This is a genomic window from Shewanella aestuarii (assembly GCF_014647215.1).
GTDB lineage: Bacteria > Pseudomonadota > Gammaproteobacteria > Enterobacterales > Shewanellaceae > Shewanella > Shewanella aestuarii.
The window spans coordinates 219,070-239,899 of the sequence record NZ_BMOT01000001.1 but is presented as its reverse complement, the minus strand read 5'-3'; the positions used below and the strand labels follow the sequence as shown (position 1 = coordinate 239,899).

Genomic DNA, 20,830 nt, shown 5'->3' with positions numbered 1-20,830 from the left:
TAAATGCGAGTTGAAAATATAACGAGGAATAACAACATGGCAAGCGAACAAAACCCACTGGGACTTTTAGGCATCGAATTTACCGAATTTGCCAGTCCAGATACCGATTTCATGCATCAAGTGTTTATTGATTTTGGTTTTTCTATGTTAAAGAAAGCCAAAGATCACGACATCACTTATTACAAGCAAAACGACATTAACTTTTTATTGAACAAAAGTCGTGCTGGATTCTCAGCTGAATTTGCCAAGTCACACGGCCCAGCAATTTGTTCAATGGGTTGGAGAGTCGAAGATGCACAGTTAGCATTTAAACTGGCTGTTGAACGTGGTGCAAAGCCTGCTGCAGAATCAGAAAAAGACATGGCCTACCCTGCTATTTATGGCATTGGCGACAGTCTGATCTATTTTATCGATACCTTTGGTGCAGATAATAATATTTATGCTACTGATTTTGTTGACTTAGAAGAGCCTATTATTACACCTGAAAAAGGGTTTATGGAAGTCGACCACTTAACCAACAATGTCTATAAAGGCACTATGGATAAATGGGCTAACTTCTACAAAGATATTTTTGGTTTCACTGAAGTCCGTTACTTTGACATCAGCGGTGCACAAACAGCATTAGTATCCTATGCACTACGTTCACCGGATGGCAGTTTCTGCATTCCAATCAATGAAGGTAAAGGCAACAACAATAACCAAATTGATGAATACTTAGGCGAATATAATGGTCCTGGTGTTCAACATTTAGCCTTCAGAAGCCGCGACATTGTGGCATCTTTAGATGCTATGGAAGGCACTGCAATTAAAACCTTAGATATCATTCCTGAATACTACGACACGATTTTCGATAAATTACCTCAAGTGACTGAAGATCGCGAACGTATCAAGCATCATCAGATTTTAGTTGATGGTGATGATGAAGGTTACTTATTGCAAATCTTCACTAAAAATCTATTTGGGCCTATTTTTATCGAAATCATTCAACGTAAGAATAACCTAGGCTTTGGCGAAGGTAACTTTAAAGCGTTATTTGAATCTATCGAACGTGATCAAGTTCGTCGTGGTGTGCTATAAGCTCATCAAAACGATGCTACGTTTTACAAAAACCAGCCATGTGCTGGTTTTTGTTTATATAGGCGATTACACTCACATCTTACTTTATAACTTAGACCGTATTTATGCCTGATTTAGCTTTGCTCGCTGTGTTTATTCCGACTTTCTTTTTTGTCTCTATCACCCCAGGTATGTGCATGACGTTAGCTATGACGTTGGGCATGAGTATTGGTGTGCGCCGTACTTTATGGATGATGATAGGTGAATTAGTTGGCGTGGCCATTGTAGCCATAGCGGCTGTATTAGGCGTAGCCAGTATTATGCTTAACTATCCACAGGTGTTTGATATTTTGAAGTGGATTGGTGGTGCTTATCTTTGTTATATCGGTATAAATATGTGGCGCGCTAGAGGCAGAATGGCCGTGATAGAAGGTCAGCAAGTGAATAGCAGCAGGTTCAGTTTAATCAGCCAAGGATTCATTACGGCAATAGCTAACCCAAAAGGTTGGGCATTCATGATTTCTTTATTGCCGCCATTTATCAGTGTTGATAAGCCAGTAGCACCGCAGTTATTGGTGTTACTCAGCATCATAATGGTTACCGAATCCTTGTCTATGCTCGCTTATGCAAGTGGAGGCAAAAGCCTGCGTTTATTTTTATCTAGAGGGAATAACATCCGCTGGATGAATCGTATCGCGGGCAGTTTAATGATATCGGTTGGAATATGGCTGGCATTGGGTTAATGGCTTTAACTCTTTTTATAACTATGACATAAGTTTTGAAACTTTATTCATCGACCTTTGTTGCGGTTCACTACGGTATGTACTGCACTCACCTTTTAAAGAATTATTCTCCTGACGTTAAGCTTTATTTTTAAAGGGCAATTGCTGAGCAATTTGTGACATATATAGGGTGATATTTTGTTGTTCTTGCTGACAGTAATGACCAATTGCCTCATTAAAACCTGAATGAGCAACAAGGTGTTTTGAGTAAGTCGCTATGGGCTCAAATCCTCTTGCAACTTTGTGTTCGCCCTGTGCTCCGGCGTCAAATACTGACAACTTGTGGTTAATGGCATAATCTATTCCCTGATAATAACAAGTTTCAAAATGTAGCCCATCAACCTCAACCAATGTGCCCCAATAACGACCATATAAGTGGCTTTTAGACACAAAAAATAACGCTGCTGCAAGCATTTGTTGATGGCTATCGGTCACAATCAATAATCGAATCACTTCTCCCATCGATTGGCGTAACCCCAAAAAGAACGCCTCATTTAAATATCCTTGATGCCCAGAACGTTTTTGATAGGTTAACTGATAACATTGTATAAAGTGATGCCACTGTGCCAGGGTAGCATCATCACCTGAGACAAACGTATAATTCAAATGTTGTGCTGCTAACGTTTGCCGCTCTTTATTGATATTTTTACGTTTTCTGGATGTCATCGAAGCTAGAAAATCATCAAAACTCTTATACCCTTTGTTAAGCCAATGAAACTGAGTACCTTTTCGGGTGATGCCAATACTTTGCGGCCATAACGCCTGTTCGTCATGATTGATAAACAAGCCATGCCAAGATGAATAATGGTGTTTAAGCATTTTTTGCTCAAGGTATTCACAAATAGCAATCAATATTGTTTTTCGAGCCGATTGAGGTACGTCAATGTGAAAGCCAAATCGTTGCCCTGTGGCTGGAATAAAAGGCACGCTGGTAACTAATTTGGGATAGTAATCAAGTTGATTTCGCGCATACGCTTCTGCCCACGCCCAATCAAATACATATTCACCCCATGAATGGGTTTTGTCATACATAGGCATAATGGCACAAATTTTATGGGTTACTTCATCTTTGATAACAAGATGACTCACCTTCCATCCCGAAGCGCCTCCCACACAACCTGTCCTTTCTAGCCCTTGTAAAAACTCAAACCGAGTAAAAGGGTTATCATCGCTAAAACATTGCTGCCAATGCGCTATACCAATCTCATCAATATTATGGATTTCAGCTATGTTAAATACTTGCTGCAATGCTTTTCTCCTATTTTTTAACCAATTTGCCGCTACAGCATACCAATTTTATTGTAGCTATGGCACAGTCGAATTATCTAAGCAACGTCTTAAGGATTACCCGTGTATCCAACAACCCAATTTAGCCCATTATTACTGACAGCTGTTATAGGTTTGAGTTTTACCACAGCCAGTTTTTACCCTTCGCATGTCGCCGCTAACGAAGATTCCATCTTTAGTGAAATGGCAACGGCCCAGCCGATTTTTGCTAAAAATGGCATGGTTGTGAGTCAAGAAGCTATCGCAAGTCAAATTGGTGTTGATATCCTTAAGCAAGGTGGTAATGCCATTGATGCTGCTGTCGCTGTCGGTTTTGCACTTGCGGTTACCCTGCCACGAGCGGGTAATATTGGCGGCGGTGGTTTCATGCTCGTTCACATTGCAAAAGATAACAAAACCATAGCCATTGATTATCGCGAAACCGCACCCGGTAAAGCACACAAAGATATTTTTCTTGATGAAAAAGGCAATGCTGTTGATAAATTAAGTCGAGAACACGGTTTAGCCGTTGGGGTTCCTGGAACCGTTATGGGAATGGAACTGGCGTTAAAGCAATATGGCACCATGTCATTACAGCAAATTGTTGCTCCGGCTATAGAACTGGCTAAAAATGGCATTGAGATAACATCGGATCTTGCCAATTCGTTGGCCGGCACTAAAAATAGGATCTCCCAATGGCCAAGTTCAACAGCTATTTTTTACCGTCCAGATGGCAGCAATTTTGAGGTCGGTGATAAATTACTTCAACCTGAATTGGCCCATTCTTTATCACTGATTTCAAAGCTTGGAAGTAAAGGATTTTACCAAGGTGAAACGGCCGAGAAAATTGTGGCATCTGTTCAGCAAGCAGGTGGAGTCATGACGCTCACGGATCTCGCAAATTACAAGGTCATTGAGCGAGAACCTATTCGCGGTACTTATCGAGGTTATGAGGTAGTATCTATGCCGCCGCCATCATCAGGTGGGCTTCACATCATTGAAATGCTTAATGTGTTGGAACAATTCCCGATTGATAAATTTGGCCATAATACCGCGCAAACATTACATGTTATGGCTGAGTCAATGAAATATGCCTATGCCGACCGCAGTGAGTTTTTAGGTGATCCAGATTTTGTCGATGTCCCCATCAAAAACCTGATTAACAAAGACTATGCCCATAACATAGCAAACAAGATAGCCTTGAATAAAACCACCCCGAGTAGCGAAATTAAGCCCGGTAAAATCAATGGAGTTGAAAGTCCACAAACCACCCATTACTCAGTAGTTGATAAGTGGGGCAACGCGGTTTCTAACACTTACACACTTAACTTTAGTTATGGTTCAGGGCTGGTTGCCAAAGGCACTGGAATTTTACTCAATAATGAAATGGACGACTTTTCGGTTAAGCCAGGTGTACCCAATGGTTACGGCCTTATTGGTGGGGAAGCTAACTCGGTTAAGGGGAATAAACGCCCACTTAGCTCCATGAGCCCAACCATAGTGATGAAAGACGGTAAACCCTTTTTAGTGACAGGTAGTCCAGGAGGGTCAAGAATTATTAATATAACATTACAGATCATTATGAATGTGATTGACCATCAACTAAACATTGCAGAAGCCAGTGCTGCAGCAAGAGTGCACCATCAATGGTTACCTGACTATTTATGGGTTGAGCGTAGTTTAAATCAAGACACAATCGACTTACTTGAGGCCAAAGGTCATAAGGTGAAAGTGCAACAATCTATTGGTAGCACCCAATCTATTATGATGACAGAACAAGGAAAATATGGCTCATCCGACCCTCGAAGAGCCGGTTCTGCGGCATCAGGTTACTAAGCCTTGAAATAAAATGTCAGAGAGTGTTTATCTAGATACTCTCTGACATCATATCTCAGGTAAAATGGCTAGCCCAGTATATACAATCCGCTATATTTCAAAAGTGATCCCTCTTGTGTTAACCAGCGTAAATGTCTCCTTGCTAAATCATCTGCCAACATAATGAATATTAATTAAGTGTTATTTTTGTTAATTACAATTAAAGTAAATACACTAATTGGTCGATAAAAAAGTGCACGTATATTTTCATGACTTCTAAAATGTCGGCATCAGCATTACATTGCCCACAATTTAGTAAACAATACTGACTAACAATTAAAATTAATCAATTATTTACAAAAACTTACTATTAGGTTGACTATCAATGCGGCATGAATAGTTTGATTAAATGTTAGATAAAAGCGAATCAATTTGTGAATAAAAAGTTCCATTAACTCGCTAATAAATTGGTGAGTTATCAAAAAATTAGCTATATAAGTATAGCTAAACATAAAAATAAGCCCTTTGGGCACTTTGAGTGATGATAAAGGAGTAACCCCTATGCACTTTAACGTGAAAGCGCTCCCGATAGCGATTTCTATTGCATTAGTACCAGCTGCAGCGTTTGCAGATGAAGCTACCGATGCAAAAGTAGCAAAACTAGAGCAACAAGTTCAGGCTTTACAAGCTCAACAAACCAAAAGTTTAACCGAAAAGTTTAACTTTAACGGCTTTATCAGTGGTGCTTACATCAGCTCTGATAATGATGCTGGTTATAACGGAGCCTCTTCTAGCGCTGACTTTTCTCAAGACAGCAAAATTGGTTTTCAAGGTACTTTCAATATCAGTAACCAGACTCAGGCTGTTTTACAGTTGATGATGAAAGGCGAAAATGATTGGGATGTCGAAGCAGAATGGGCTTATTTATCTCATCGTTTTGATAATGGAACCAAAATTCGTGGTGGTAAACTGCGCGTCCCCTTGTTTATGTATTCTGATTACTTAGATGTGGGTTATGCACAGCCATTTGCTCGTCCACCTACTGAAGTCTATGACCAAGTTCCTTTCTCATCCTACACAGGTGGTGATATTTCATACGATTTTGAATTTGAAGATTCGACATTAACCCTACAAGGTTTTGGTGGTGAATCAACCGTTCCCAATAGCGATCTCGATTTATCAAACATCATGGGTGCCAATGTTTCTTGGACAGATCTTACATGGACTTTCCGAGCCGTATATGGTCAAACCGACTTAGACGGCGAAGCCAATGGTTTAATGATTGATAATGAACAAGCTGTATTCAACGGTTTGGGTGGCAGTTTCGACAATGGTTCTATTATTGCTGTTGCTGAATGGACTACCGTTGAAATTGATGGTTTATTATCTGACCACGAATCAGGTTATTTAACGGTTGGGTATCGAATTAAGTCGTTTACCCCCTATGCTACTATTGCCTATGTTAAAACCACTGATGACGATGTCCGTTCTAATCTGCCACCACAATTAGCCCTACCACTTTCTCTTGGCTTAAATGAGAAACGTACAGCTTACAGTTTGGGTTTACGATGGGATGCCATTGATAATGTTGCAATAAAATTTGATTTAACCTATGCAACAGACTTTGGTGACACACATGGAGGCTTAGACACTAACCCTGTGATCAATCCATTCACTAAACAATTCCAATTCGATGATACTTTAGTGTACACCGTCAAATTCGATGCAGTATTTTAAAAAAGGAGCGATGATATGAAAAAATTACTATCTGTATTCGCGCTCAGTTTAGGTGTTGCATTTACGGCCTCTGCAGGTGTTGTGGTTATTGGTAACAATGCTGCTGGTGATATGTCGATGTCTGATGCTAAAAAAGCATTTTTAGGCAAAGGTGATAATAGTTTAGTTGTCTATGAATTAGATGAAGGTAATGGTACTCGCTCAGAGTTTCACAGCACAGTTACAGGTAAATCTGATGCACAATTAAAAGCATTTTGGTCTAAGCAGGTGTTTACTGGTAAAGGTAACCCACCAGCGACAGTTGCATCGGCTGCTGCGATGAAAGCCGCTGTTGCTTCAAACCCAAATGCTATTGGTTATATTGATGAAGCTGATGTAGATGGCACTGTAAAAGTCATTTTAAAACCTTGATCTTGATGACTTAAGGTCATATTAATATGACCTTATTTCTAAACGATGTAATGCAATTGTGTATTACATCGTTTTTTTTGTTACAAACTAAACCTCAAAAAAATTCTAAAAGCTTTAAAATAATCCCTGAAAATAAATTCAAATTATAGAAGGGAATAATAATGCAGGGATTCACCCTCAAACCAATTGTAACTGTGGTTTCTTTGGCATTTGCATTAAGTGCCTGTTCAACTAAAGATCCAGTCTTAGATACAAATTCAACACAATCAAACACTAGCATTGAAAATACAGCGGTCTTTGCACAAGCGAATAATCCTTTTTTCAAACCGTATGATACTTTTTTTGGTATCCCAGATTTTGATATAATCCTGCCGGAACATTACTTACCCGCATTTGAGGCTGGCATTGCCGAACAAAAGCTGCAAATAGAAAAAATTGCTCAGAATCCTCAACCAGCTACTTTTGCCAACACTATCGAGGCCATGGAGTTTTCAGGAGATCTGCTTACCAAGGTTATCAGTGTGTTTTATAACCTCACTGGCGCGCATACCAATCCTGAATTACAAGAGATCTCAAAAACAGTCTCGCCAATGTTATCTTCTGCCAGCGATGATATTTTCCTCAATAATCAGTTATTTCAACGTGTAAAAACTGTTTATTTACAAAAAGACTCATTGAATTTGAATGTGGCTGAAACCAAGTTATTGGAAGATACCTATAAATCATTTACCCGTGGTGGCGCAAACTTGTCGGTTGAAGACAAGCAAAAACTGCGTGATTTAAACGAACAAATTGGTAAATTAAACTTAGTCTTTGGCGATAATGTACTGGCAGAGAACAACGCCTTTCAATTAATTATCGATAACAAAAAAGATTTAGCCGGCTTACCCGATGATGCGATTAACACCGCCGCTCAAAAAGCCAGTAAATTCGGTCATGATGGAAAATGGTTATTCACTATTCATCGCCCATCGATTACACCTTTTTTAACCTACGCAGATAATCGACAGTTACGTGAAAAAATATACAAAGCCTACATCTCACAAGCCAATAACGATAATGCTAACGACAACAAAACAACCTTAGCTAAAATTGCAGCTTTACGTGCTGAGCGCGCAAAATTAATGGGCTACGAAACGCACGCCCATTTTGTACTTGAAAATCGAACAGCTAAAACCCCTGAAAATGTCTATAACCTTTTAAATAAAGTCTGGCCTGCTGCTTTAGAACAAGCGAAAACAGAAGCTGGCGACTTACAAAAAGTGATTGACAGTGAAAATGGCGGTTTCAAGCTTGAAGCATGGGATTGGTGGTATTACTCAGATAAAATCCGAGTAGCAAGATATGACTTTAATGAACAGCAAACAAAGCCTTACTTCTCATTAGAAAGCACTCTTGATGGCGTTTTCCACACAGCTAACCGTCTATTTGGTATCACAGTTAAAGAGCGCAGCGACTTACCTAAATATCACCCAGATGTGCGCACTTGGGAGGTTTATGATAAAGATGGCAGTTTAATCGGGATCTTTATGGGGGATTACTTTGTTCGCGGTTCAAAACGTGGCGGAGCTTGGATGAATGCTTATCGTCAACAATACAAGATGAATGGTGTGGAATCTAAACCTATCATAGTAAACGTATTAAACTATCCACGTCCCGCGGTAGGTGAACCGGCCTTATTAACTTTTGACGAGGCAAGTACCCTATTCCATGAATTCGGACATGCTTTACACGGATTGTTATCCAATGTTAAATATCGTTCTCAATCAGGTACTAACGTACCAAGAGATTATGTAGAATTTCCATCACAAGTTATGGAAAACTGGATGACTCAACCTCAAGTCTTGGCTCAATTCGCTAAACACTATCAAACGGGTGAAGTTATTCCGCAACAGTTAGTGGACAAAATCCAAGCGGCAAGCCAATTCAATCAAGGATTTTCGACCGTTGAGTATATGGCGGCGACATATCTTGATTTAGATTGGCATACCTTGAAAAACAATGACATTCATAATGCCGCTGAATTTGAGAAAAATTCGTTAACTAAAATGGGTTTAATCCCTCAAATTGCCCCTCGTTACCGTAGTAGCTATTTCTCACATATTTTTGCTGGGGGTTATTCCGCTGGCTACTATAGTTATTTATGGTCGGATATTTTAGGCGCTGATGCGTTTGAAGCATTTAAAGAAAATGGTATTTTTGATCAACAAACCGCAGATAAGTTCCGTCAATATATCTTATCAACAGGCGGTAGTGCTGATCCTATGATGCTTTACAAAGCATTTCGCGGTAAAGAAGCTGGCATTGAACCGCTACTTCGTTCTCGAGGTTTATTAGACAAAGACTAAACTTTACTGATGGGTTTAAAAAGCATCGCATCATTTGTGATGCTTTTTTTTAACTGTTTGCAAATGCATCAGTAACAAATTGATACAGCAAAAAGCCAGCTCACGTCACATTTACTTCATTGAAATTCGATATAATTTGCCCGCTTTAATAATTAAAAACCAAAACATAATCATAGGTTTGTTATTCAAGCAAGGGCAACATCGCCCTGGGGTCAAACAGGAAATATTTCAATGCATAACAAAAAAATACTTGCGATTATTATCGCTAGCTCGCTCGGTTTATCCGCTTGCGGTAGTAACGATGATGATAGTGTCAATTTAGTTGAAGTGGATTTACGCGTAATGGAAACCACAGATCTTCACACTAACATTATGGACTTTAACTATTATTCGGGTAAAGACGATCCAACCATAGGTTTAGCTCGCACAGCCAGCTTGATTAATGCTGCAAGAGCTGAAGTCACCAACTCTGTGTTAGTTGATAACGGCGATTTATTGCAAGGCAGCCCTATGGGTGATTACATGGCAAGTGTAGGTGTAGATGATACTCACCCAGCTTACAAAGCGATGAATACACTGGACTATGATGTTGCCAATATTGGTAATCATGAGTTTAATTATGGTTTAGACTTCCTCGAAAAATCACTTGAAGGTGCGGATTTTCCTTACATAAATGCCAACGTAATTTGTGCAAATAAAGACGGATGCTGGAATGATATTCAATTTTCAGAGCCGATGTTCAGCCCGTATCTAATAAAGGAAAAAGTCGTAGTCGATACCCAAGGGAATGAGCATACCATTAATATAGGTTATATCGGATTTGTACCACCGCAGATCATGATCTGGGATAAAGCCAACCTAGAAGGTGAAGTAGAAACCATCGGCATTACTCAAGCGGCAAACAAATATGTACCCGAAATGAAAGCCAAAGGTGCTGATGTGATCATAGCTATACCTCATTCAGGCATAGGCTCACCTGAAAACCCAGGCGATGCATGGGCTGAAAATGCAACATTCGCACTCACCAATGTAGATGGCATTGATGCGATTATGTTTGGTCACAGTCATTCAATTTTCCCACATGCAAATTATGCAAATCTGCCAAATACTGATGTAGAAAAAGGTCTCTTAAATGGTGTACCAGCTGTGATGCCTGGCCGTTGGGGGGATAATTTAGGTATTGTTGATTTAAAATTACGTAAACAAGATAACCAGTGGGTTGTTGTCCACGAGGAATCTCAAACTGCGGCACGCCCTATCTATGATAATGCTAATAAAACGCCATTAGTGACTGGAGAAGACAGTATTCGTGATGCCATTGCAGCAGAGCACCAAGGTACACTTGATTATGTTAACCAGCCAATAGGTAAATCTACCGGTGATATGTATAGCTTCCTATCATTGGTACAAGACGATCCTACGGTACAAATAGTATCGGATGCCCAAATTGCTAACGTAAAGGCAAAATTACCCCCTGAATTAAAAGATTTTCCAATACTGTCAGCCTCTGCCCCATTCAAAGCCGGTGGAAGATACTCTGAAGGTGATGCTGCTCAATATGTTATGGTTGAAAAAGGCGATTTAACCTATAAAAATGCTGCTGATTTGTATTTGTATCCAAATACTATGGTTGCAGTCAAAGCTAATGGTGCAGAGCTTAAAGATTGGTTAGAGTGTAGTGCAAATCAATTTAATCAAATTGATCCTAATAAAACTGCACCACAAAACTTAATCAATCGTGCAGGCCACCCAACATATAATTTTGACACTATTGATGGCGTGACTTACAAAATTGATGTTACACAACCCGCTAAATTCGATCGCAATTGTAAAGTGGTTAATGCTGATGCTAGCCGCATTGTTGATTTAACCTACACTGATCTTGATGGAAATCCAATAACAGGCAGTGAACTCGCCGCAATGGAGTTTATTATTGCTTCGAATAACTATCGAGCATTTGGCGGTGCATTTGCGGGAACCGGACCGGAGCATGTGATACTAGAACTTCCAGATGAAAACCGTGCGGCCTTAGCGGCCTATATCACTGAGCAATCACAACCTGATGGTAGTGGTGGATATAATTCAGCCGTAAATCCGACAGCTGACTACAACTGGGATTTCAAAACTATCAACACATCAATACAACTAGATGTGCGCTTTGAGACCCAAGACAGTGATTTAGCCGACACATTTATTCAAGCTAATCAGCAACGTAAAATGATCAAAAAACAGGTTGAAGGTACGATAGCCGGTTTTGCAATTTATAATATTGATTTGCAAAACGATCCAGTTAGATAATTTCGCATGTTATAAAGATCAATGCCCTACATTTCTAGGGCATTATTTTATATTGTCTTTACCAGTGGTATGATGAAATGCATCCTTTCTATTAGAATATATGCACATGATTTATCACCTTAAATCCACTCATTTTTTTATATTTAGCCTTTTTTGTCTTAACCTGTTAAGCCTGAGTAGCATGGCACAAGTCATTATTCCTGCTGATAATAGCCCTAGTGTTCAAAGTGCCAAGGATAGCGTGCAAACATGGACATTTATATTGGTTCGCCACGGAGAAAAGCAAACAGGTAGCGACCCAGAATTAAATCAGCAAGGTACACTGAGAGCGCAACGTCTCGCTGATATGCTGCAACATATTCCGCTAGATAAAGTATATTCCACCGATTATCGCCGCACCCAACTGACAGCAGCCCCTACAGCCAAAAACCAAAACTTAGCGGTCACTTCATATGACCCCAGCGATCTTGAAGGATTTAGCCAAACATTAATGCAGCAACCAGGACGCTATTTAATTGTAGGCCATGGCAATACGATGATTGTATTGGCTAAAAAATTAAGCCAGCAAATCGATTTCGCAAAAATGGACTTCACCGAAGATTATGATCGCTTGTATTTTGTTGAAGTGAATATCATTGACGGTAAAAGAACAAATTCAGTGTATCGATTCAGTTATTAATGAATCCACAGCTTTCGCTATTAGATTACGACAATAATAATGTTTTAATCTAAACGTCATTTTCGTATCTTGCGCTATTTTTGATATTTTGTGTCCAGATAGCTAATAAATTCGTTTGCAAAATGACCGAAAGCACCATTATTGAATGACACCAATGTGAACAGCGCAATATCACTAAGCCGATATTAATTTATTAATAATGGAAATATGTATGTCAAAAATTCTTGCTTGCGAGCTTCACGATTATATTGAGGTTATGTGCTTATATCGATACTCAGTATTGATCACCCTGAACAGTGGTCAACACATTAATGGCGTATTCAGCACCACAGGGCTTACCGACACGCCAATAAAGCAAGAGGTAGTCCGCGGTAAGCTGGTTAATGGTGATGATATAGAAGTGATACTGACTGAAATTGAATCTATCAAGGTGTTAAATGAAAATGCACAATTTAGTATTGTGCATTTCTAGTCTTTCAAGATTAAGTGATTAAAAGCTAACTATTCAAGATCAAGGGTCGCTTTTTTCTCGTTGTGGTGAGGCCAAGCATTAATAACGGCCTTGACTAACGAAGCTAATGGAATCGCAAAAAATACTCCCCATACTCCCCATAAACCACCAAATACCAATACCGCGGCAATAATCATAACCGGGTGTAAATCTACCGCATCACTGAATAGAATGGGCACCAATACATTACCATCTAATGCCTGAATAATACCGTACCCTAACATTAAATAACCGAACTCTGGCCCTATTCCCCACTGCACAAATGCCACTAATGCGATGGGTAATGTGACCAGTGTTGCTCCAACATAAGGGATCAACACTGATAAACCAGTGAGCACACCTAACAGTGCCGAATATCGTAAGCCCATCACGGCAAAAAACACATAACTGACAACGCCAACAATAATAATTTCCATCACTTTACCGCGAATGTAATTAAATATCTGTTGATCCATTTCAAACCACACTTTACTGGCTAAACCACGGTTAGTTGGGAAAAAACGCTTACTTCCCTGAATTAATTCATGCTTATCTTTTAAAAAGAAAAACACTAATAATGGCACTAAAATCGCGTAAACCATCAGCACAAGCAATGACGCAGAAAAACCCAGTAACTGCTTACCAAAATCTAACAGGTGCTGCGTATCCAGTAGCTTTTTTAGCTCATTAAAAGAAGCATCAATTTGTTCAACACTGATAAATTTAGGGTAATCACGGCTTAAATCTCGAATAACTAACATACCCTTATCTAACATACTCGGTAAATCAGTCACTAAGCTAACACCCTGTCGCCATATACTTGGCATCAGCACCAGAAGCAGCACTAACATTAAACCTAAAAAAGCGACCAATACTATTGAAGCCCCCGCCGTACGATTAATCCCGAGCTTAGACATCTGCGCAACAGGCCACTCTAATAAAAAAGCTAACACTAATGCCACAAGTAATGGGGCTAATAAACCTGCGCCAAAATAAAGGGTTAAACTTATACCAACAAGAATAAACACTAATGTAATTGCTTGTGGATCACTAAAACGGGTTTTGTACCATTCTTTTAAAAACTCTAACATTGCAAAACCTTGTATAAATGAAGAAAAATTAACCTAACATAGGCCTATTTAGTGATATTAATTGCCATAGTGCTTATATCTTGTTGCAATAGGCTGACATGGAAACCATTTTTTTCAGCCCATGCGGGAACATCTTTGCAAGAACCAGGGTCTGACAGTAAAACTTTCAATGTTTCGCCTTGCGGCAATTGCTTTAATAACAGTTTGACCTGTACTAAAGGATACGGACAACGATACGTCGTTAAATCTATCAGTTTCATAATAATTTACGTCAAATAAACTGATGCTATTATCCTTAGTTGCATAGCAAACCACAAGCTAACAGAGTAGACTCTTGTGCGGTTTTCTCTACAAAAATTTTCAGCGTTAAGGGTGCCGTTTGAGTAAATTATCTTTCACCACTAAATCATTTCGTAACATTAATAAAAGCATGCTTGCTAGTGCGTTTGCATTTTTCTTTATGGCGAACATTGGTAGCAGCTTTGCCAATAGTGATCTGCCTGATCTTGGTACTGCGGCTGTTAATACATTCAGCCTCGAAAAAGAAATGGTATACGGTGATGCCTACATGCGGGTGATTCGCTCATCCGCGCCAGTATTAAACGATCCTGTACTAAATCAGTATTTGTCTGAACTGGGCAATAAGCTTGTTGCCCATGCGACTGGGGTTAAAACCCCTTTTTATTTTTTCTTACTGAGAAATGATGAAATTAACGCTTTCGCGTTTTTTGGCGGCCATGTTGGAGTGCACACTGGATTATTTCTTAATGCTGATTCAGAAAGTGAGCTCGCATCAGTATTAGCCCATGAAATCACCCACGTTACCCAACGCCATTTAGCCCGTTCATTAGAAGCGCAACAAAAAAGTTCTACGGCAACCATTGCCGGATTATTAGGGGCAATCTTATTAACCATCGCCGCCCCCCAAGCCGGTATGGCTGCACTAGCTACGACCCAGGCATTAGCCACGCAATCCAAAATTAACTACACCCGCTTGCATGAAAAAGAAGCTGATCGTATCGGTATGCAAATTCTAGTCGAAGCAGGATTTGACCCTAATGGTGCGGCTGACTTCTTTGCAGAGTTAGCAACTCGTTATCGTTTTACGACGACTCCACCACAAATGCTCTTAACTCACCCATTACCTGAATCGCGTATAACTGATGCCCGTAACCGAGCGGCACAATATCCAAACCGTTATATCCCCGATAATTTAAATTACCAACTTGCAAAAGCCCGTATCCAAGTACGTTTTTCAAGCTTTAACGATGAAGCGGCTCTGTCATTATTTGAAACTCAAATCAAAAAGAATGCTTACACCTTTAAAGAAGCCGCTTTATACGGCAAAGCGTTGGCTTTGTTTCGTTTAAAAAAATATGATCAATCTGAAGCAATCATAGATACCTTAATCAAACAAGATACCAATAATTTATTCTATATCGATACTAAAACAGACTTACTGGCACAGCGTAAAGCGTTCGACGATGCGATTGTCTTATTAGAAGCACAACGTAAACTTAAACCCACCTCTCAGGTGGTTAATGCCAATTTAGCAAATATATATGTAGAGTCAGGCTCACCTAAAAAAGCCATTCCTATGTTAGAAGAACTGATATTTTTAGATAAACAGAATATACTCCCATACCAAATAATGACCGACGCTTACCGCAAAATGGGTAATAAAGCCCTAGAATATTATGCTAATGCGGAAGCTATGGCACTGGCGGCTGATTATAAAGGTGCGATAGACCAATTAAATTATGCTTATCGCCACTCTGAAGGTGAGCAGCTGCAAATTGCGCGAATTGAAGCGCGTATAAGACAATTTCGTGAAGCTGACAGACAGTTAGAAGCGCTTAAATAAACCGTGTTCAAGCCCAAAAATGAAAGTTGATACTATGACAAAAATTACTATTTTACATAATCCTCGTTGTTCTAAAAGCCGTGAAACCCTAGCCTTAGTGCAAGAAAAATCAGATGATATCAACGTGGTTGAATATTTAAAAAATGCCCCTTCGGTAGATGAAATTGCCAATATCCTTACTTTACTAGGATTAAGCGCTCGTCAATTAATGCGCACTAAAGAAACCGAATATAAAGAATTAGGTTTACAGGATGAAAAATTGACTGAAGCACAGCTTATTCAAGCAATGGTTAATACCCCTAAACTGATTGAGCGCCCTATTGTGCTTGCTAATGGAAAGGCTGCTATTGGTCGCCCTCCTGCAAGTGTTTTAACGATTATTGAGTAATCATAGATGACGACCTACAGCTTATTTCAGCTTTGCCGCACAGGCTACATCGCCCTGGTATTATTACTAACCGGATGGTTTGTTCAACAAGGTCTTGAGGGTACCTACTCTTTAGCTTTCAATCTTATGTGGATTTTACCTTTGTTAATGCCTCTAAAAGGTGTGATCCAAGGCAACCCATATACCTATGCATGGGCCAGCTTTATTCTTTGCCTATATCTACTTCATGGGCTTACTTTGGTTTATGTCACTGAAGAGGCATTAGCGTTTGCCGTGATTGAATCAGTGCTTATTTCTGCACTGTTGGTTGGCTTTCCATTTTATGCCCGTAAAAGAGGCAGAGAATTAGGTTTAGGCCTAAAGAAAAAATCACAAAAAACAGATTAACTAATTGATATAACATTTAATTAGATATGAGAAAGCGCCATTACGGCGCTTTTTTAATCTTGTCGTAATGAAAAACGCCATGCTATAGTCAGTTTATAGTAACGATAGGAATTAACCCATGGCAATGAGTCGCAATATTATCTCACTTCTTGTATCAGCCTGTTTTCTCACTGCTTGTGGTGGAAGTTCTGATCCCGCGTCTACGCCTGCTCCTATTCCTCCCCCCGATAATAACTTGCCAATATCTCAGTGTGATAATGTAGTCGAATGGTCGGTTGTCGAAACCACTGACAATATTGAGTTTTTAACTGAATTAGCTTATCAAACCAATCAACCTGGGGTGATTATTGCAAAGCTGACAGATAAGAACTCATCAGGAATGCGTTTTCAATGGCAACAAATAACCGGTGAGTCTTTATCGTTAATAAGTGATAAGTCGCCGGTATTGAGTTTTACGCCTGACAATGGGGGAGATTATCAATTTAAACTGACGGTAAGCGGAGCTGGACAAAATATCACTCAATTTGTGACGATTAATGTTAATAATGCGCAACAATCTAGCCTTGCTGTGCACAGCAATCATCAGGTGGTTGAAGGTAATAATGTCAGCGTGAGATTGGCCAGCATGAATGGTCAAATGCCAACAGATATCAACTGGTGCACCTATTCTGGTACTGATGTAAATTTGGATTTGTCCAAAACAGAACGTCCGTTATTTGTCGCCCCTGATGTCGCTCAAGATACCGTGATATCAATCAGAGCGTCTGCCGAATTTAATGGCCAAACATTAACTGATGACGTTCATATTCTCGTCACCAAAGAAGCCAATATAAGCTCGCCTTATTTTGATAGCCCACTAGCACGCACTTATGCCTATAAAGCCAATTCTGCTTACAGTGACCGTTTAACTCAATGTACTTATTCAAATAGCCTTAATAGCAGTTGCACCATTTCACAACTGCCACTGATAGGTCAACAAACCACCAACCCTAGCATAAGTACCATTATGGACCGGGTTGTTGTGTCACATGATTGGATGGGTCGTAATTTTGAGCAGTTTTTACAACAGCAAGATCCACACGGTGACTTTATTACCCTATTACAATCTGTCAGTGCAATTGTCATAAGTTATGATATTCGTCCTTCGTTTTATTGGGTGGTCACCGGCGCCATTTATCTTGACCCTGATAACTTATGGCTCACCCCTGCCGAGCGAGACACCATTAATGAAGCACCCGACTATCGAAGTGATTTTGGTAATGACCTGCAGTTTTTAATGCCTTGGCGACATGTTAAAAATAATCAATATGCTTATTCATCATATCCATATGAAAACCGCACTAATCGCACTATCAACGACTTAACCCCTAGATTAGCTTCGTTGCTATATCATGAATTAGCCCATGCTAATGATTTTTTCCCGCGCAGCGTTCATGCAAACCTTCAAGGTCCTACGTTATTAGATGATTTTTATAAGCGCACAAATAACAAGGCGTTGATATCTGATCAGCTCAGCAATTTTTCACCACTACAAAGCAGTGAAATGTATGGTCTAGCCAATGTAAGTTTTAAAGGTGAAACGGCTAATGCAACCCAAAAATCATATGAACCAAGTGATATAACTAGTTTCTTTAGGCCAGATCACGCCTCTGACTACTACGCATATTCTTCAACACGAGAAGATGTGGCTATGTTATTTGAGGAATCATTAATGAGTCACAGATATGCAATTTCACGTGATGTTGCAGTTACAGATGCTCCAGAAAATGCATCGGGATCAACAATTACCGTTAATTGGGGGCAAAGAGGAAGAATTGGTGAATCAGCCATCAAACCTCGTGCAGAATTTGTTATCACAGAAATATTACCTGAAGTAGGAAGCGCAACCTTAGTGGCCAATTTACCCGATCCTATACCAATGATTGCGGGTAAATCATGGCTAGAGAACTTAACCTTAATATCAAATAATGGTTTTGCCCCACAAAAAGTCAGCCAAGTTCAACAAAGTTTAAGTACACCAGAAAGACCGTTAGAGCTAAGCGGCAGCCAGCATAGATAACATAAAAGGAAGATGATATTGATAAATAACCTAACCCACTAAAATCGGTTGATTTTTCAAGGTTATTTCGCAGCGAATTGTTGGCTATTTGTACAAGGTAGAGACTTTTGGCTGTAGTTATTCTACATAAAAAGTCGATAACACAGTAAAATGGCCTAAAAATACTGCCAGAAGGGTTAGGTTATTACAATCGGAGCATTTCTTTAATAAAAGGTATTGTTAATTTACGTTGATGTACCATTGATGCTTTATCTAATTTATCAAGTACATCAAATAGTGTTCTCAAATCTCGCGCCATCCGTGTCAACAAAAAGCGACCGACTTCATCGGATAACTGTAAGCCACGCATAGCTGCGCGTCGCTGCAGGGCAACTAATTTTTCATCATCAGCCATAGGCTGTAAATGATAAATTAACCCCCACTGCATGCGGGACACTAAATCAGGTAAAGCAAAACATGCTTCAATGGGTGATGCACTCGCACTGACAATTAAACGGCAGTCTTGCTGCTCTGCTATTCGATTATACAAATGAAACAGCGCTTCTTCCCAAACTGGATGACCGGCTACTGCATCGATGTCGTCGATACAGATCAAATTTAATGCCTCAACACCTTCAAATAATGCTGGCGAAATACTGGCATGGATCCCTAATGGCACATATAAAGAACGTCGGTCGATATCATTGGCGTGCGCACACGCAGCATGCATCAAATGAGTTCGACCAGACTTTTGTGGGCCGTATAAATATAAAGACGAGCTTAGATTGCCCTCAGCACATGCTTGAAGCTTTTGGATCAGCTCATCATTACCTGATGCCGGATAATAACTGTTAAAAGTTTCATCATCAGGTAAATAAACGGGCAATGACAATTGGCGAGGAGAGGATTGGGTCACTCAAATTTCTCAAAAATAAACACAAAGCGGGGCAATCATAGCATAATTGCCCCAGAGGTAAAAACACTTGCGACTATTGGTTTTTCCATTCATAAATTAACGAAGCATTACCATTTGATTGCGGTGTTAAATATGAATTAGCATCGCCCATTGCATCTATTTTAGCTAAACGTGTATCAATGCTAAGTAAGCGCTGTAAATCTTCAACGCTACTAAATAAATCTAGTTTGTAGGTGATGGTTTCTTTACTTAGTTGGCTTACGGCGACATCTTTTACTGCACTGAGTTGCTTGAGGTATTTTTCAATATCAACAATCTGCTTCATGCTAGATACGCCCGTAAAACTGACTGATGTTTGAAGATTGTTTCCCGAAGATGCTATCGCATATTGGCTAATATAGTAATCAGCTAACAAAGTAACGATACGTTTGGTTGCCGCTGTAACATCAACGGCTTCTCCTTGTTGCATAATAATAGGTTGTAACATCACGCCTGTGTGCGACTTATTATATAAAGCAAGTTGGAATCTCACTTTACCAAGTGACTCATCAATATCGACCATAGCAAAATAATCGGCTTGATAACGGCTAGATGCAATGTTAACTGGATTGACAAACATCCCTTTAACATCGGTTGGCGTTACTGCCATTAAATCATCTAAGTCCATCAACGGCAGTAATACTGGGATCCCTTTATTACTTGACTCAGTGGCAAAATCCATTCTTAAGGGGGTTTGGCTAGAGTCAGATAAAATCACGGTATCGTTATTTTCAGCCATAGTGACCCATAATAACGTCAGTGGGCGCTGGGCTCCCCACACAGGTAAGTTTGCCTGACGCAGAATATTAATCACGCCTTGATGATCAAAACTTGCCTTGAATATTAGGTCTTCATTTACCTGGCTGTAACCATACTGGATCAACAACGCTTCAGGGTTATCAATTTGCGCTTTAACCATAGGGTTCATAACTACACTAGGACTTCCTGAGTTTTTAAGAAAGACGCTAGCTAATGCCTCTTTTAAGGCACTTGAACGGGCACTGTCAGCACGAGATGTGACAACAATATCGGCTTCATCAAGTTTCGATACCTCAGCAGCAAATACCTCAGCATGGGAAAAAGACAAAGTAATGAATATAAAAGTAAGTAGTTTTTTTAGCATTAGGTGACGTAAACGCAATCAAAATAAGTGCTGAAAGTGTAACATAATAAAAATCTATCGAGTATGGTCTTTAGTTACTCTTTTTATCTGATTCTATTAGCA

18 protein-coding genes are annotated in these 20,830 nt (G+C 39.7%); 13 read left to right on the top strand and 5 right to left on the bottom strand.

Annotated features, from left to right (window positions below; genetic code table 11):
- The first annotated feature begins 36 nt into the window (after positions 1-36).
- Positions 37-1,077, top strand: a complete 1,041-nt coding sequence (gene hppD, locus IEY03_RS01080) for a 4-hydroxyphenylpyruvate dioxygenase (RefSeq protein ID WP_188839489.1) — start codon at positions 37-39, stop codon at positions 1,075-1,077.
- A gap of 104 nt (positions 1,078-1,181) precedes the next feature.
- Positions 1,182-1,799, top strand: coding sequence for a LysE family translocator (locus IEY03_RS01075; protein WP_188839488.1), 618 nt, complete (start codon positions 1,182-1,184; stop codon positions 1,797-1,799).
- Between the two features lie 117 nt (positions 1,800-1,916).
- Here the strand turns inward: IEY03_RS01075 and IEY03_RS01070 are convergent, their stop codons facing one another.
- The gene (locus IEY03_RS01070) at positions 1,917-3,086 is read right to left on the bottom strand and encodes a GNAT family N-acetyltransferase (protein ID WP_229778166.1); all 1,170 of its coding nucleotides are present in this window, start codon (positions 3,084-3,086) and stop codon (positions 1,917-1,919) included.
- Between the two features lie 102 nt (positions 3,087-3,188).
- On the opposite strand from IEY03_RS01070, the gene ggt reads away from it, so the two are divergent.
- The 7 genes from ggt (at position 3,189) to IEY03_RS01035 (ending at position 12,864) form a co-directional block, all read left to right on the top strand.
- On the top strand, positions 3,189-4,940 hold the full coding sequence (gene ggt / locus IEY03_RS01065) for a gamma-glutamyltransferase (RefSeq protein ID WP_346055529.1): 1,752 nt from the start codon (positions 3,189-3,191) through the stop codon (positions 4,938-4,940).
- A gap of 540 nt (positions 4,941-5,480) precedes the next feature.
- Positions 5,481-6,656, top strand: a complete 1,176-nt coding sequence (locus IEY03_RS01060; protein WP_188839487.1) for a hypothetical protein — start codon at positions 5,481-5,483, stop codon at positions 6,654-6,656.
- 15 nt (positions 6,657-6,671) lie between these two features.
- Positions 6,672-7,067, top strand: coding sequence for a type 2 periplasmic-binding domain-containing protein (locus IEY03_RS01055; RefSeq protein WP_188839486.1), 396 nt, complete (start codon positions 6,672-6,674; stop codon positions 7,065-7,067).
- A gap of 161 nt (positions 7,068-7,228) precedes the next feature.
- Entirely contained in the window at positions 7,229-9,415 is a 2,187-nt protein-coding gene (locus tag IEY03_RS01050; protein WP_188839485.1) for a M3 family metallopeptidase, read from the top strand.
- Positions 9,416-9,646: 231 nt separating this feature from the next.
- Positions 9,647-11,713, top strand: coding sequence for a bifunctional 2',3'-cyclic-nucleotide 2'-phosphodiesterase/3'-nucleotidase (locus IEY03_RS01045; protein ID WP_188839484.1), 2,067 nt, complete (start codon positions 9,647-9,649; stop codon positions 11,711-11,713).
- Between the two features lie 181 nt (positions 11,714-11,894).
- Entirely contained in the window at positions 11,895-12,392 is a 498-nt protein-coding gene (locus IEY03_RS01040) for a histidine phosphatase family protein (protein WP_188839483.1), read from the top strand.
- A 211-nt stretch (positions 12,393-12,603) separates the two neighbouring features.
- Complete coding sequence (locus IEY03_RS01035; RefSeq protein WP_188839482.1) at positions 12,604-12,864, top strand: Rho-binding antiterminator; 261 nt, start codon at positions 12,604-12,606, stop codon at positions 12,862-12,864.
- A 29-nt stretch (positions 12,865-12,893) separates the two neighbouring features.
- Here the strand turns inward: IEY03_RS01035 and IEY03_RS01030 are convergent, their stop codons facing one another.
- On the bottom strand, positions 12,894-13,973 hold the full coding sequence (locus IEY03_RS01030; protein WP_188839481.1) for an AI-2E family transporter: 1,080 nt from the start codon (positions 13,971-13,973) through the stop codon (positions 12,894-12,896).
- Positions 13,974-14,017: 44 nt separating this feature from the next.
- Complete coding sequence (locus IEY03_RS01025) at positions 14,018-14,233, bottom strand: sulfurtransferase TusA family protein (protein WP_188839480.1); 216 nt, start codon at positions 14,231-14,233, stop codon at positions 14,018-14,020.
- A 170-nt stretch (positions 14,234-14,403) separates the two neighbouring features.
- On the opposite strand from IEY03_RS01025, the gene bepA reads away from it, so the two are divergent.
- From bepA to IEY03_RS01005, 4 genes are all read left to right on the top strand, one after another.
- Positions 14,404-15,837, top strand: a complete 1,434-nt coding sequence (gene bepA / locus IEY03_RS01020; protein ID WP_188840011.1) for a beta-barrel assembly-enhancing protease — start codon at positions 14,404-14,406, stop codon at positions 15,835-15,837.
- Positions 15,838-15,871: 34 nt separating this feature from the next.
- Entirely contained in the window at positions 15,872-16,225 is a 354-nt protein-coding gene (gene arsC / locus IEY03_RS01015) for an arsenate reductase (glutaredoxin) (protein WP_188839479.1), read from the top strand.
- 6 nt (positions 16,226-16,231) lie between these two features.
- Positions 16,232-16,612, top strand: coding sequence for a DUF2069 domain-containing protein (locus IEY03_RS01010; RefSeq protein WP_188839478.1), 381 nt, complete (start codon positions 16,232-16,234; stop codon positions 16,610-16,612).
- A gap of 118 nt (positions 16,613-16,730) precedes the next feature.
- On the top strand, positions 16,731-18,671 hold the full coding sequence (locus IEY03_RS01005; protein ID WP_308424612.1) for a hypothetical protein: 1,941 nt from the start codon (positions 16,731-16,733) through the stop codon (positions 18,669-18,671).
- Between the two features lie 184 nt (positions 18,672-18,855).
- Here IEY03_RS01005 and hda read toward each other — a convergent pair whose 3' ends face one another.
- Positions 18,856-19,566: a DnaA inactivator Hda gene (gene hda, locus IEY03_RS01000; RefSeq protein WP_188839477.1), complete on the bottom strand. Its 711-nt coding sequence runs from the start codon at positions 19,564-19,566 to the stop codon at positions 18,856-18,858.
- Positions 19,567-19,639: 73 nt separating this feature from the next.
- On the bottom strand, positions 19,640-20,728 hold the full coding sequence (locus tag IEY03_RS00995; protein ID WP_188839476.1) for a DUF2066 domain-containing protein: 1,089 nt from the start codon (positions 20,726-20,728) through the stop codon (positions 19,640-19,642).
- Positions 20,729-20,830 lie beyond the last annotated feature (102 nt).

Coding starts and splice junctions, on each gene's coding strand:
- hppD (WP_188839489.1), top strand. CDS start 37: ATGGCAAGCGAACAAAACCCACTGGGACTTTTAGGCATCGAATTTACC.
- IEY03_RS01075 (WP_188839488.1), top strand. CDS start 1,182: ATGCCTGATTTAGCTTTGCTCGCTGTGTTTATTCCGACTTTCTTTTTT.
- IEY03_RS01060 (WP_188839487.1), top strand. CDS start 5,481: ATGCACTTTAACGTGAAAGCGCTCCCGATAGCGATTTCTATTGCATTA.
- IEY03_RS01055 (WP_188839486.1), top strand. CDS start 6,672: ATGAAAAAATTACTATCTGTATTCGCGCTCAGTTTAGGTGTTGCATTT.
- IEY03_RS01050 (WP_188839485.1), top strand. CDS start 7,229: ATGCAGGGATTCACCCTCAAACCAATTGTAACTGTGGTTTCTTTGGCA.
- IEY03_RS01045 (WP_188839484.1), top strand. CDS start 9,647: ATGCATAACAAAAAAATACTTGCGATTATTATCGCTAGCTCGCTCGGT.
- IEY03_RS01040 (WP_188839483.1), top strand. CDS start 11,895: ATGGCACAAGTCATTATTCCTGCTGATAATAGCCCTAGTGTTCAAAGT.
- IEY03_RS01035 (WP_188839482.1), top strand. CDS start 12,604: ATGTCAAAAATTCTTGCTTGCGAGCTTCACGATTATATTGAGGTTATG.
- IEY03_RS01030 (WP_188839481.1), bottom strand. CDS start 13,973: ATGTTAGAGTTTTTAAAAGAATGGTACAAAACCCGTTTTAGTGATCCA.
- IEY03_RS01025 (WP_188839480.1), bottom strand. CDS start 14,233: ATGAAACTGATAGATTTAACGACGTATCGTTGTCCGTATCCTTTAGTA.
- bepA (WP_188840011.1), top strand. CDS start 14,404: ATGCTTGCTAGTGCGTTTGCATTTTTCTTTATGGCGAACATTGGTAGC.
- arsC (WP_188839479.1), top strand. CDS start 15,872: ATGACAAAAATTACTATTTTACATAATCCTCGTTGTTCTAAAAGCCGT.
- IEY03_RS01010 (WP_188839478.1), top strand. CDS start 16,232: ATGACGACCTACAGCTTATTTCAGCTTTGCCGCACAGGCTACATCGCC.
- IEY03_RS01005 (WP_308424612.1), top strand. CDS start 16,731: ATGGCAATGAGTCGCAATATTATCTCACTTCTTGTATCAGCCTGTTTT.
- IEY03_RS00995 (WP_188839476.1), bottom strand. CDS start 20,728: ATGCTAAAAAAACTACTTACTTTTATATTCATTACTTTGTCTTTTTCC.